This is a genomic window from Citrobacter sp. CK191 (genome assembly GCF_030333435.1).
Taxonomy (GTDB): Bacteria; Pseudomonadota; Gammaproteobacteria; order Enterobacterales; family Enterobacteriaceae; genus Citrobacter_B; species Citrobacter_B koseri.
Genome location: NZ_JAOWFX010000032.1, coordinates 113,425 through 126,456, shown reverse-complemented (window position 1 = coordinate 126,456; position 13,032 = coordinate 113,425). Strand labels below are relative to the sequence as shown.

The window sequence follows — 13,032 nt, the reverse complement described above, 5'->3', positions numbered from 1 at the left end:
CCCATGCGAGAGTAGGGAACTGCCAGGCATTAATTAAGTGAAGAGGCCATCCTGAGGGATGGCCTTTTTGCGTTCATGCGCCCGGGGGCAGCCGGATGACGCTGCGCTTATCCGGCCTACAAAAACATCCCGGGTATTTTGCACACAGCATATATGCGCTGTTCTGACGGATGACGCTGCGCCTTATCCCGCCTGCAAAAAACCTGTGCCGCCCGCGTACTATCGTCCCAGCCAACGCAAAACAAATGTAGCGATCTGTGGTATATCATTGATATCTAATAGCGGGACATCCAGGGAAAGCGGAATGTCGCTGGCGACGGCGATCACATGTTCATCAATGGTCAACTCCTCCACTTCATGCCCACACCCCTGTCGGAATAATAAGATCTTCGCCACCGCTTCGTGCTTAAAACCTTCAACAAGCACTATATCCAGCTTAGAAGCATCCATTCGACTCACCAGATACGTTAAATCCAGCTCAGGTTCTTCCGGTGTTTCTGTCATCAGCGCCCAACGTTGCTGACTGGCGACAAGCGTTTGTGCTGCGCCTGCCTTGCGTAACTCGTAACTGTCTTTGCCGGGCTTATCTACGTCCATATTGTGATGGGTATGCTTAATTAATCCTGGGCGAACCCCTCCGGCGCATAACACTGGAATCAATTTCTTGAGCAGCGTAGTCTTACCGGTGCCGCTCCATGCGGCTATGCCGAGTAGTGGGATCATGATTTCTCCTGCCATCTGGCGAGCTCTTCCGGCGTATTCACATTCACAAATGCCTGCTTAAAATCACTGAAATCAACAGCATGACCACCGGCCTGGCGCATAAAGACCATGACCCGCCGTTCACCTGACCGGAGATATTCCTGTAAGAAAGGTGCTACGGAGCGATTAACCAGTGCAATTGTCGGGTGGTCCCGCTCGCCGTCGTGAACCCATACGACAGGCGCGTTATTGCGCTGAGCTTTTAAACGCGCAACCAGATCGCGGGGAATGTAAGGCGTGTCGCAAGGGCAGAACAGAAACCAGTCTCCCTTCTCTTGCTGTAAAACAGACAATATACCCGCCAGAGGCCCCGGAAAATCGGCCAGTGAATCGGGGATCACTTTCAGGCCGCTTTGTTGATAAATATCCTGATGGCGATTCGCGTTAATCACGACGGTTTCAAGCTGAGACGCCAGCGTATCAGCAACATGCTTCCAGAGTGGTTTGCCATCCAGCTCAAGCAGACCCTTATCAGCCCCCCCCATTCGCCTGGCCTTACCGCCTGCCAGCACAACCCCCGTTATTGCACTCTCCAGATTCACTGATATCGCCTCTTTTATTGTGGGATTGACCCTGCTAACGTATCTACATCAAATTAAGGAGCACAGCCATGAAATGTAAACGCCTGAATGAAGTCATTGAACTCCTGCAACCAGCCTGGCAGAAAGAGCCCGATCTTAATCTGCTGCAATTTTTACAGAAACTGGCGAAAGAGTCAGGTTTTGACGGCGAACTGGCGGATTTAACCGACGACATTCTGATCTATCACCTGAAAATGCGTGACTCCGCAAAAGATGCGGTGATTCCTGGCATTCAGAAAGATTATGAAGAAGATTTCAAAACAGCGCTATTACGCGCACGCGGCGTGATTAAAGAGTAAAACCTTGTAAGCGGCGCCACCGAAATCGCCACAAAATGATATCCTGAATCATTCGTAGTATTTTCCGGATGATGGGATGAACGACAACGCTTTTACTTTCCAGACATTACACCCGGATACCATCATGGATGCGCTGTTTGAACAGGGAATCCGGGTGGATTCCGGTCTTACCCCGCTCAACAGCTATGAAAACCGCGTCTATCAGTTTCAGGACGAAGACCGTCGACGCTTTGTCGTTAAGTTTTATCGCCCTGAGCGTTGGTCTGCCGATCAAATACGGGAAGAGCATCAGTTTGCACTGGAACTGGTAAAAGATGAGGTGCCGGTCGCGGCGCCGCTTGTCCTCAATGGCCAGACGCTACTGAACCACCAGGGATTCCACTACGCGATTTTCCCAAGCGTCGGTGGGCGACAGTTCGAAGCGGATAATATCGATCAGATGGAAGCGGTAGGGCGCTATCTGGGTCGCCTGCATCAGACCGGGCGTAAACACCCTTTTGCCTTCCGGCCGACAATGGGCCTGGAAGAGTATCTCATTGAACCTCGCAAACTTTTCGAAGGCGCATCACTGATTCCCGCAGGGCAAAAAGCGGCTTTCCTGAACGCGACGGACACTCTTATTGCCGCCGTTACCGAACGTTGGCATACCCGTTTTGAGACGCTGCGTTTACACGGGGATTGCCATGCCGGAAATATCCTCTGGCGCGATGGCCCGCTGTTTGTCGATTTAGATGATGCCCGCAATGGCCCTGCCGTTCAGGATCTGTGGATGCTGCTGAATGGCGATAAAGCCGAGCAGCGGATGCAGCTTGAAACGATTATCGAGGCTTATGAAGAAGTTAGCGAGTTCGATACCGCTGAAATAGAACTTATTGAGCCTTTACGCGCGATGCGTTTGGTTTATTATCTTGCCTGGCTGATGCGTCGCTGGGCTGATCCTGCGTTTCCTAAAAATTTCCCGTGGTTAACCGGGGAAGATTACTGGCAACGGCAGACTGCGACATTTCTTGAGCAGGCAAAAGTGCTGCAAGAACCCCCTTTACAATTAACGCCAATGTATTAAACGGACACATCAGGAGAGAGTTGATCATGAAAAAGATTTGGCTGGCGCTGGCTGGTATGATTTTAGCTTTTAGCGCATCGGCAGCGCAGTTCAGTGATGGTAAGCAATACATCACACTGGATAAGCCCGTTGCTGGCGAGCCTCAGGTTCTGGAGTTTTTCTCCTTCTACTGCCCGCACTGCTATCAGTTTGAAGAAGTGCTGCACGTTTCTGATAACGTGAAGAAAAAGCTGCCTGAAGGCACCAAAATGACCAAATACCACGTTGAGTTCCTGGGCCCATTGGGTAAGGACCTGACGCAGGCATGGGCTGTGGCGATGGCACTGGGCGTAGAAGATAAAATCACTGCGCCGATGTTTGAAGCAGTACAGAAAAACCAGACCGTTCAGTCTGCTGCCGATATTCGCAAAGTATTCGTTGATGCGGGTGTGAAAGGTGAAGACTACGATGCGGCATGGAACAGCTTCGTGGTGAAATCACTGGTTGCGCAGCAAGAAAAAGCGGCCGCTGATCTCCAGCTTCAGGGTGTACCGGCGATGTTTGTAAACGGCAAATATCAGGTTAACCCGCAAGGGATGGATACCAGCAGCATGGATATCTTCGTACAACAGTACGCCGATACCGTGAAACATCTGGTTGAAAAGAAATAAAAAAATCGCCGGTCATTGACCGGCGTTTTTGTTTTCCGCTTTAATCTTTTCTATCTGTTCGTCTTTTTCATTCCAGAGTGCATTCAACCAAAGCTGGAAACGGCGTTTGAATCCTTTGTCATTCACATAGTCACCGTGTAGCTCTTCTTTAATCGGCTCCAGATCGATACGTACCACGATGCGCGTCAGTTTACCGCTCAACATATCGTAGAATGGTTTCCGATCGTTTTCCGGGTAGCAGAGGGTAACGTTGAGCAACTTATCGAACTGAGACCCTAAGACGTTTAGCGCCATCGCGATCCCCGCCGCTTTTGGTGGGAGAAGGTTTTTATATGGCGAGCGAGTTTGCCGACGTTTCTCTTCGGTAAAACGCGAACCTTCGACAAAATTTACGATCGTTGTGGGATGCGCGCGAAATTTCTCGCAAGAACGGCGGGTTGTTTCTACATCTTTACCGCGTTGTTCGGGATGACGGAGCAAATAAGCGCGCGAGTAGCGTTTCATAAACGGCATATCCAGCGCCCAGCAGGCCAGGCCGATAAACGGCACCCAGGCCAGCTGCTGCTTAAGAAAGTATTTGTTCATTGGAATGTGCTTACGGAACAGAACGCAAAGCACCACGATATCGGCCCAACTGTGATGGTTACAAATAAGCAGATACCAGTTTTTCTTGTTCAGGCCTTCCAGCCCTTCCACGTCCCATTTAAGCCACGGATTGAGATGCAGCAGCAGCGCCAACCCTTCACACCAGCAGTACATCATGAAATTACAAAAAACGGATACCTTGCGCCAGACGACAGGAATGGGCAAAAGGAGCTTCACGATCCCGGCAAGGATGATCGGCACAGAACAAAAAATAGTGACCAAAATGGTCAATACGATACTCAGCAACAGCGTTATCGCAGCGAGTATTCTTGTCATAATTAAATTATTCAACGGGTTAGCCATAAATAGTGCGCGAAAGAGACGCAAGGGGCTGATTTTATCAGAAAACGCATCAAATGACGGGTCTTAGCGAAACAGAAAAAATATTGATATCTATCCACACACTGAGATGACGCTGAATAATGGGATAAAGTTCTGGTGATTTAATTAACATATTGAAAAATATGAGTAAGTTTAATGAAAATTAAATCATCAGGATGAAATTAAATGAAATGTAATAATTTATGCACAAAGTTATCCACAGCTCGCTTTGCGAGCGATCCAGAAGATCTACAAAACTTTTTCGACAAATGCGGCGAAAAACTCATGTTTTCATCCTGTCTGTGGCATCCTTTACCCATAATCTGATAAACAGGCACGGACATTATGGTTCAGATCCCAGAAAACCCACTTATCCTTGTAGATGGCTCATCTTATCTCTATCGCGCGTATCACGCCTTTCCTCCTCTGACGAACAGCGCAGGGGAGCCTACAGGGGCGATGTACGGTGTTCTCAACATGCTGCGCAGCCTGATTATGCAGTATCAGCCGACGCATGCCGCAGTGGTATTTGATGCCAAGGGTAAAACCTTCCGTGATGAGTTATTTGAACATTACAAATCGCATCGCCCGCCGATGCCTGATGACCTGCGTGCGCAGATTGAACCGCTGCATGCGATGGTAAAAGCGATGGGCCTGCCGCTGCTGGCCGTTTCGGGTGTGGAAGCGGACGACGTTATCGGTACGCTGGCGCGTGAAGCCGAGAAGGTGGGCCGTCCGGTGCTGATCAGCACTGGCGACAAAGATATGGCCCAGCTGGTGACGCCAAATATCACGCTGATTAATACCATGACCAATACGATTCTGGGCCCGGATGAAGTCGTGAACAAGTACGGTGTTCCACCCGAATTGATCATCGATTTCCTGGCGCTGATGGGCGACTCTTCCGATAACATTCCTGGCGTGCCGGGCGTGGGTGAAAAAACCGCTCAGGCGCTCCTTCAGGGGTTAGGCGGGCTGGATACCCTGTATGCCGAATCAGATAAAATTGCGGGCTTAACCTTCCGTGGCGCGAAAACCATGGCCGGGAAGCTTGAGCAGAATAAAGAGGTGGCTTACCTCTCTTATCAACTGGCTACCATCAAAACGGATGTCGAACTGGAGCTAAGCTGCGATCAGCTTGAAGTACAACAGCCAGCGGCTGAAGAGTTGCTTGGCCTGTTTAAGAAATATGAATTTAAGCGCTGGACCACCGATGTGGAAGCGGGTAAATGGCTACAGGCGAAAGGTGCGAAGCCCGCAGCAAAACCGCAGGAAACCATTGTTATTGATGAAACGCCAGACGTGCCTGCGACCGCGCTTTCTTACGATAACTACGTCACCATCCTGGATGAAGCGACGCTGGAAAGCTGGATTGAGACGCTGAAAAAGGCGCCCGTTTTTGCATTTGATACCGAAACGGACAGCCTGGATAACCATGCGGCGAATCTGGTCGGTCTCTCTTTTGCTATTGAACCGGGCGTGGCGGCCTACGTTCCTGTGGCGCATGACTACCTGGATGCGCCCGATCAGATTTCCCGCGAGCGAGCGCTGGAACTGTTGAAGCCGCTGCTGGAAGATGGGAAGGCGCGTAAGGTTGGGCAAAACCTGAAGTACGATCGCGGCGTATTGCAGAACTACGGCATTGAGCTGCGCGGTATTGCTTTTGACACTATGCTCGAATCCTACATCCTGAACAGCGTTGCTGGCCGCCATGATATGGACAGCCTGTCCGAACGCTGGTTGAAGCATAAGACCATCACTTTTGAAGAGATTGCCGGTAAAGGCAAAAATCAGCTGACCTTTAACCAGATTGCCCTGGAAGAGGCCGGACGTTATGCCGCAGAAGATGCGGACGTTACGTTACAGCTGCATTTGAAAATGTGGCCAGAGCTACAGCAGTACAAAGGGCCGCTGAATGTCTTCGAGAATATCGAAATGCCGCTGGTGCCGGTGCTTTCCCGCGTAGAGCGTAACGGTGTAAAAATCGACCCTGCCGTGCTGCACAAGCATTCAGAGGAGATCACGCTGCGTCTGGCGGAGCTGGAGAAGAAGGCGCATGAGATCGCCGGAGAAGAATTTAACCTCTCTTCTACCAAACAGTTGCAAACTATTCTGTTTGAAAAACAGGGTATTAAGCCACTGAAGAAAACGCCGGGCGGTGCGCCGTCCACCTCGGAAGAGGTGCTGGAAGAGCTGGCGCTGGACTATCCGCTGCCGAAGGTGATTCTGGAATATCGCGGGCTGGCGAAGCTGAAATCGACCTACACCGATAAACTCCCGCTGATGATCAACCCGAAAACCGGGCGAGTGCATACCTCTTATCATCAGGCGGTGACCGCGACGGGGCGTTTATCGTCTACCGATCCTAACCTGCAAAATATTCCGGTACGTAACGAGGAAGGGCGCCGTATTCGTCAGGCGTTTATCGCTCCGCAAGATTACGTCATCGCATCAGCGGACTATTCGCAGATTGAACTGCGTATTATGGCGCACCTTTCCCGCGATAAAGGTCTGTTAACCGCCTTTGCCGAAGGAAAAGATATCCACCGGGCGACGGCTGCTGAAGTGTTTGGACTGCCGCTGGAGAGCGTTACGGCTGAACAGCGCCGCAGCGCCAAAGCGATTAACTTTGGTCTGATCTACGGCATGAGCGCATTCGGTCTGGCGCGTCAGCTCAATATTCCGCGCAAAGAGGCGCAGAAGTACATGGATCTCTACTTCGAACGCTACCCTGGCGTACTGGAATATATGGAACGCACGCGCGCTCAGGCAAAAGAGCGAGGTTATGTTGAAACGCTGGAAGGGCGTCGTCTCTACTTGCCGGATATTAAATCCAGCAATGCTGCGCGTCGTGCCGGTGCGGAACGTGCCGCCATCAACGCTCCGATGCAGGGGACGGCAGCAGACATCATCAAGCGCGCTATGATTGCCGTCGATAAATGGCTGCAAGATGAACAGCCGCGCGTGCGTATGATCATGCAGGTACACGATGAACTGGTGTTCGAAGTGCATAAAGATGATCTCGACGTGGTATCGAAAAAGATCCATCAACTGATGGAAAACTGCACGCGTATTGATGTGCCGTTGCTGGTGGAAGTGGGTAGCGGCGAAAACTGGGATCAGGCGCACTAAGGCTTTACTGAATAACGCGCTTTTTTCGTAACTAAGCAACATAAGATAGAACGTTTTGTGATGATCATTAGAATTCCCTATGTAAAGAATGAAAAAAAATTACAAAAAGTGCTTTCTGAGCTGCTCAAAAAAGAGTAAAGTTATTCGCGTAGGGTACAGAGGTAAGATGTTCTATCTTTCAGACCTTTTACTTCACGTAATCGGATTTGGCTGAATATTTTAGCCGCCCCAGTCAGTAATGACTGGGGCGTTTTTTATTTTGCTCGTCATACTTCAAGCTGCATACGCGTTGGCTTCGAATTATTCGGCTCATCCATGAGCCTCACCCTTACGGGCCGCCGCTTCGCGGCGTTCAAATCTGTTCCAGACAGATTTGTCGCTCACCCCAGTCACTTACTTATGTAAGCTCCTGGGGATTTGCTGTGTTGCCGCCTTAGAGCAAGAATAAAGAACTGTAGGCCGGATAAGACGCGCAGCGGCGCCATCCGGCATATCGGTGGGTTATTCCCCGTCCTGCGTCTCTTCCACGGGAGCCAGATCGTTAAACCAGCTATCCAGTTTCTGACGTAATTTATCCACGCCTTGCTTCTTCAGGGAAGAAAACGTTTCTACCTGCACATCGCCGTTAAAGGCCAGTACCGCTTCACGCACCATATTCAACTGCGCTTTACGTGCGCCGCTGGCCAGTTTGTCCGCTTTGGTGAGTAAAACCAGAACCTGAATGTTGCTCTCTACGGCCCACTGGATCATCTGCTGGTCGAGATCTTTTAACGGGTGACGGATATCCATCAATACCACCAGGCCTTGCAGGCTCTGACGTTTTTCCAGATATTCGCCCAGCGCGCGTTGCCACTTACGCTTCATCTCTTCCGGGACTTCTGCATAGCCATAGCCGGGCAGGTCAACCAGACGTTTGCCTTCAACCACCTCAAACAGGTTGATGAGCTGAGTACGGCCCGGTGTTTTGGATGTACGCGCCAGACTCTTCTGATTCGTAAGCGTGTTCAGCGCGCTGGATTTGCCTGCATTGGAACGGCCAGCAAAAGCCACTTCGATTCCGGTATCGGAAGGTAAATGGCGAATATCAGGCGCACTCATCACAAAGTGCGTCTGTTGATAATTCAAATTAGTCAAAGCGGTCGTCTCCGTCAGTCAAAGCTTTGCAGCGATTATACCTGAACAGCGGCAAAAGACGGATTTTTCAGCATGCGGGATGTGTGTAAGCTAAAACCATGCTCTTTGTGAGACATTGCCGATTGTTCTTATGCGAAATTTCAGAGTAAGCGCAGGTCGAAAATTAAGATAAGATAATAAAATCATAATGTTATGTTTCAGGCAATATTCTGAAAAGTGGACATTCGCGTTTCGATTACTTGTGCGTTTATGCCAGAAGAGTAAAGTAGCATCCATAGCGAGGAAGCTGTCAGGATTACGACTCAGGATGAGGGTCAGGAGCGCCAGGAGGCGAAGACGCAGGATTTGTCAGGAAGACAAACGTTCGGAGACGTTAGTAAAAGGAAATGGAAACAACACGGAATGTTTCAGGCTAAGGGAAAAACAGGGCGTGTTGGTAGCCAACAGGGATCGTAGAACCCGTTAGGGTTGTTAGACAGCAAAAAAGGCGACAGATTACTCTGTCGCCTTTTTTCTTTATAGGGTTTCTGCTAGATTCCGCGGCAAATGAAACTCGTCATACTTCAGGTTGCATGTGCGTTGACTTCCTGCAACTCGAATTATTTAGAGTATATACTGACTAAAACAGCCAAAGACGAATCACTATGAAATCAACTTCTACACCACGCGGTAAAGGTCCCGCAAAAGCGCGTCGTAAAACACGCGAAGAGCTGAATCAGGAAGCGCGCGACCGTAAGCGTCAGAAAAAACACCGTGGTCATGCGGCGGGGAGCCGTGCGACAGGTGACAACGCGGCTTCAGGCGGTAAAAACCAGAACAAGCAGAAAGATCCACGAATTGGCAGTAAAACCCCCATTCCCCTGGGTGTGACCGAAAAAGTCACCAAACAGCACAAACCGAAGAGTGAGAAACCTATGCTTTCACCGCAGGCTGAGTTGGATTTACTGGAAACGGATGAGCGCCTGGATGCGCTGCTGGAACGTCTGGAAGCAGGCGAAACCCTGAGTGCGGAAGACCAAACCTGGGTAGATGCCAAACTGGATCGTATTGATGAGCTGATGCAGAAGTTGGGCCTCTCTTATGATGACGATGAAGAAGAGGAAGAGGACGAAAAGCAGGAAGATATGATGCGCCTGCTCCGGGGCGGCAACTAACGGGTTTACACCGTGGGCCTTCCCGTCCTGCTTATAACCCTTCCGGTTGTATGTTATCTGGTGTGGTTATTCGTTAAACTACAGCGGTTGTCGCGGCGACAGAAGTGGCTGCGCAACCGGTTTATTACCCGTAGTGGGGTAAAGCCGGTACGCCGTACCCGCCAGCGACGCCATCGGAAGGAGTGAGCATGTCTGAACAGTTGATAGACTGGGATCTGGCCCTGATCCAGAAATATAACTATTCCGGGCCACGATATACCTCGTATCCCACAGCGCTGGAGTTTTCGGAAGACTACGGCGAAGAGGCATTTCAGCACGCTGTGGCGCGTTACCCTGAACGTCCGCTGTCTCTGTACGTTCATATCCCGTTTTGCCATAAATTGTGCTACTTCTGCGGTTGCAACAAGATTGTGACCCGCCAGCAGCATAAGGCCGACCAATATCTCGATGCGCTTGAACAAGAAATTATTCATCGCGCGCCGCTGTTTGCCGGACGTCGCGTTAGTCAACTGCACTGGGGCGGCGGAACGCCAACGTACCTGAATAAAGCGCAAATCAGTCGGTTAATGACGCTTCTGCGTGGAAACTTTCATTTTAACGACGACGTCGAAATCTCGATCGAAGTCGATCCCCGTGAAATTGAGCTGGATGTGCTCGATCATTTACGCGCGCAAGGGTTTAACCGCCTGAGTATGGGGGTGCAGGATTTCAATAAAGACGTTCAGCGTCTGGTTAACCGCGAGCAGGATGAAGAGTTTATCTTCTCGCTGCTCAATCATGCGCGCGAGATAGGCTTCACCTCGACGAATATCGATCTGATTTACGGGCTGCCAAAGCAAACGCCGGAAAGCTTCGCCTTTACGCTCAGACGCGTGGCAGAGCTGAGCCCCGATCGCCTGAGCGTCTTTAACTACGCTCATTTGCCCACGTTATTCGCCGCTCAGCGCAAAATCAAAGAGGCCGACCTGCCCAGCGCGCAGCAAAAACTCGATATCCTGCAAGAGACCATCTCGTCGCTGACGGAGACGGGCTATCAGTTCATCGGGATGGATCACTTTGCCCGCCCGGATGACGAGCTGGCCGTTGCCCAGCGTGAGGGCGTTCTGCATCGTAACTTCCAGGGCTATACCACTCAGGGCGATACGGACCTGCTGGGGTTGGGCGTTTCCGCCATCAGTATGATTGGCGACAGCTACGCGCAGAACCAGAAAGAGCTGAAGCGCTACTATCAGCAGGTGGATGAGCTGGGGAATGCGTTATGGCGCGGCATTGTGCTGACCCGCGATGACTGCATTCGTCGGGATATTATTAAGTCGCTGATCTGCAACTTCCGTCTCGATTACGCAGCGGTTGAACAGCAGTGGGATCTCAACTTTGCGGCGTACTTTGCGGAAGATTTAGCGCTGTTGGCGCCGCTGGCGAAAGATGGGCTGGTGGATGTGGATGATAAGGGGATTCAGGTTACGCCGAAAGGCCGTCTGCTGATCCGTAACATCTGTATGTGCTTTGATGCTTATCTGCGCCAGAAAGCGCGGATGCAGCAGTTCTCACGGGTGATTTAGTGGCGTTGCCCGGTGGCGCTACCGCTTACCGGGCCTACAAGTTAACATCAACCGTAGGTCGGATAAGCGGTAGCGCCATCCGGCACGCATTTAGCTAAACAGCCCAACCAGCGCTGCACACAGCACTGCGGCAACCGCAGTTTGTGGCGTGTGGCTGTCGACCGCTCCGCTCGATACCAGATTAATTAATGATTCCAGCATGATGATTCCCCCTGTTTGCCGGGCATGATCATACTCAACTCATCGGAACAGTAAAGCGCAAAATAACGGCAATTTGCGCTTAAATATTAATCTTTACACAACGACGAATCGTCACTCCATACCCAGCTCTTTTAGCTTGCGAGTCAGGGTGTTACGACCCCATCCCAGCAGCCGAGCCGCTTCCTGTTTGTGCCCCTGGGTATGACGCAGCGCGGTGGTTAACAGCGTACGCTCCAGCTCAGGCTGCGCTTCAGAAAGCAGGTTTTGATGACCGGAACGCAACGCGCGATCCGCCCACTGTGCCAGCAATGTGGCCCAACTGTCTGACTGTATGTGCGACTGGCTGTCTGGCACCGTGGCTTCAAACAGCTCGCCGGGTAAGTCCTGAATCAGAACCTCCTGTCCGGCGGCCATCACCGTTAACCAACGGCAGGTATTCTCCAGTTGACGCACGTTGCCAGGCCAGGCCAGACGCGTCAGCGCCGCTTCGGTTTCCGGGTGGAGCAATTTGGCTTCGACGCCCAGCTCGCGGGCAGCCACTTGCAGGAAATGCCGCGCCAGGCGTGGAATATCTTCCCGGCGCTCGCGCAGCGGCGGTAAATGTACGCGAATCACGTTCAGGCGGTGGAACAGATCTTCACGGAACTTACCTTCCTGTACGCGTAATTCCAGGTTCTGATGGGTGGCGGCGATAATCCGCACATCAACCTTCACCGGCGCATAGCCACCAACGCGGTAAAACTGTCCATCGGCTAAGACGCGTAGCAAACGCGTCTGCACATCCAGCGGCATATCGCCGATCTCATCGAGAAACAGCGTGCCGCCGTCGGCCTGCTCAAAGCGCCCCTGACGAATGGTATTCGCCCCGGTGAACGCCCCTTTTTCATGACCAAACAGTTCGGACTCGATCAAATCCTTCGGAATAGCCGCCATATTCAGGGCGATAAAGGGAGCTTTTACGCGTGGGCTATGGCGATGCAGCGCATGGGCGACCAGCTCCTTACCGGTCCCGGACTCGCCGTTGATCAGCACGCTGATAGACGAGCGTGAGAGGCGGCCAATAATGCGAAAGACATCCTGCATCGCGGGCGCTTCGCCGATGATATCGGTTGTCGGGCCGTTGCTCTGGACATTGCGTGGCTGTTGCTGCTCCTGATAATGGCTGATCGCGCGTTCAACCAGCGCGACCGCTTCGTCAATATCAAAAGGCTTTGGCAGATAATCAAACGCGCCTTGTTGATAAGCGCTGACGGCGGCATCAAGATCGGAATGCGCCGTCATTATGATGACCGGAAGCATGGGGTGACGCTGTTTGATCTGTTTTAACAGCGCCAGTCCGTCCATTCCCGGCATACGGATATCCGACAGCAGGACATCCGGCGTTTTACTCGCCAGCGCGTCCAGCACTTCGTTGCCGTTTTCAAATGTGGTGCAATGTAATCCCGCCCCGGCGAGCGCACGTTCAAGCACCCAACGGATGGAACTATCGTCATCGACTACCCAGACTATCCCTCGTTGCATAAACGTC

The 13,032-nt window shown here is 51.6% G+C and carries 13 protein-coding genes and 1 pseudogene; 8 read left to right on the top strand and 6 right to left on the bottom strand.

Translation table 11 applies throughout. The features are described from left to right. Positions 1–219 precede the first annotated feature (219 nt). Positions 220–723 (bottom strand): molybdopterin-guanine dinucleotide biosynthesis protein MobB, encoded by a 504-nt coding sequence (mobB, locus tag OGV82_RS17300; RefSeq protein ID WP_080750341.1) that lies wholly within the window; start codon positions 721–723, stop codon positions 220–222. Next, the gene (gene mobA / locus OGV82_RS17295; RefSeq protein ID WP_047459935.1) at positions 720–1,304 is read right to left on the bottom strand and encodes a molybdenum cofactor guanylyltransferase MobA; all 585 of its coding nucleotides are present in this window, start codon (positions 1,302–1,304) and stop codon (positions 720–722) included. Before mobA ends, mobB begins: the two co-directional genes overlap by 4 nt. A gap of 68 nt (positions 1,305–1,372) precedes the next feature. Between mobA and OGV82_RS17290 the strand changes: the two genes are divergently transcribed. From OGV82_RS17290 to dsbA, 3 genes are all read left to right on the top strand, one after another. Further along, positions 1,373–1,642, top strand: coding sequence for a YihD family protein (locus OGV82_RS17290; RefSeq protein WP_012133952.1), 270 nt, complete (start codon positions 1,373–1,375; stop codon positions 1,640–1,642). 76 nt (positions 1,643–1,718) lie between these two features. Beyond that, a complete protein-coding gene (locus OGV82_RS17285) occupies positions 1,719–2,705 on the top strand; it encodes a serine/threonine protein kinase (protein WP_047459932.1) in 987 nt (328 codons plus the stop codon). Positions 2,706–2,731: 26 nt separating this feature from the next. Beyond that, positions 2,732–3,355: a thiol:disulfide interchange protein DsbA gene (dsbA, locus tag OGV82_RS17280; RefSeq protein ID WP_012133950.1), complete on the top strand. Its 624-nt coding sequence runs from the start codon at positions 2,732–2,734 to the stop codon at positions 3,353–3,355. Between the two features lie 12 nt (positions 3,356–3,367). Here the strand turns inward: dsbA and yihG are convergent, their stop codons facing one another. Continuing rightward, the gene (yihG, locus tag OGV82_RS17275; RefSeq protein WP_047459928.1) at positions 3,368–4,303 is read right to left on the bottom strand and encodes a 1-acylglycerol-3-phosphate O-acyltransferase, YihG family; all 936 of its coding nucleotides are present in this window, start codon (positions 4,301–4,303) and stop codon (positions 3,368–3,370) included. A 363-nt stretch (positions 4,304–4,666) separates the two neighbouring features. On the opposite strand from yihG, the gene polA reads away from it, so the two are divergent. Both polA and spfP read left to right on the top strand, forming a co-directional pair. Next, positions 4,667–7,453, top strand: coding sequence for a DNA polymerase I (polA, locus tag OGV82_RS17270; RefSeq protein WP_047459925.1), 2,787 nt, complete (start codon positions 4,667–4,669; stop codon positions 7,451–7,453). Between the two features lie 166 nt (positions 7,454–7,619). Beyond that, the gene (gene spfP / locus OGV82_RS23020; RefSeq protein ID WP_071892919.1) at positions 7,620–7,667 is read left to right on the top strand and encodes a small protein SpfP; all 48 of its coding nucleotides are present in this window, start codon (positions 7,620–7,622) and stop codon (positions 7,665–7,667) included. 287 nt (positions 7,668–7,954) lie between these two features. Here the strand turns inward: spfP and yihA are convergent, their stop codons facing one another. Beyond that, positions 7,955–8,587 (bottom strand): ribosome biogenesis GTP-binding protein YihA/YsxC, encoded by a 633-nt coding sequence (gene yihA, locus OGV82_RS17265; protein ID WP_024130677.1) that lies wholly within the window; start codon positions 8,585–8,587, stop codon positions 7,955–7,957. Positions 8,588–8,828: 241 nt separating this feature from the next. Here yihA and OGV82_RS17260 point away from each other — a divergent pair. The 3 genes and pseudogenes from OGV82_RS17260 (at position 8,829) to hemN (ending at position 11,303) form a co-directional block, all read left to right on the top strand. Beyond that, positions 8,829–9,053, top strand: a pseudogene (locus tag OGV82_RS17260) (hypothetical protein). Between the two features lie 178 nt (positions 9,054–9,231). Continuing rightward, the gene (gene yihI / locus OGV82_RS17255) at positions 9,232–9,741 is read left to right on the top strand and encodes a Der GTPase-activating protein YihI (RefSeq protein WP_012133944.1); all 510 of its coding nucleotides are present in this window, start codon (positions 9,232–9,234) and stop codon (positions 9,739–9,741) included. Between the two features lie 188 nt (positions 9,742–9,929). Further along, entirely contained in the window at positions 9,930–11,303 is a 1,374-nt protein-coding gene (hemN, locus tag OGV82_RS17250; protein ID WP_101744345.1) for an oxygen-independent coproporphyrinogen III oxidase, read from the top strand. A gap of 90 nt (positions 11,304–11,393) precedes the next feature. Here hemN and OGV82_RS17245 read toward each other — a convergent pair whose 3' ends face one another. Further along, complete coding sequence (locus tag OGV82_RS17245) at positions 11,394–11,504, bottom strand: YshB family small membrane protein (RefSeq protein ID WP_096753919.1); 111 nt, start codon at positions 11,502–11,504, stop codon at positions 11,394–11,396. Positions 11,505–11,615: 111 nt separating this feature from the next. Beyond that, complete coding sequence (gene glnG, locus OGV82_RS17240; RefSeq protein WP_101744347.1) at positions 11,616–13,025, bottom strand: nitrogen regulation protein NR(I); 1,410 nt, start codon at positions 13,023–13,025, stop codon at positions 11,616–11,618. Positions 13,026–13,032: the final 7 nt, after the last annotated feature.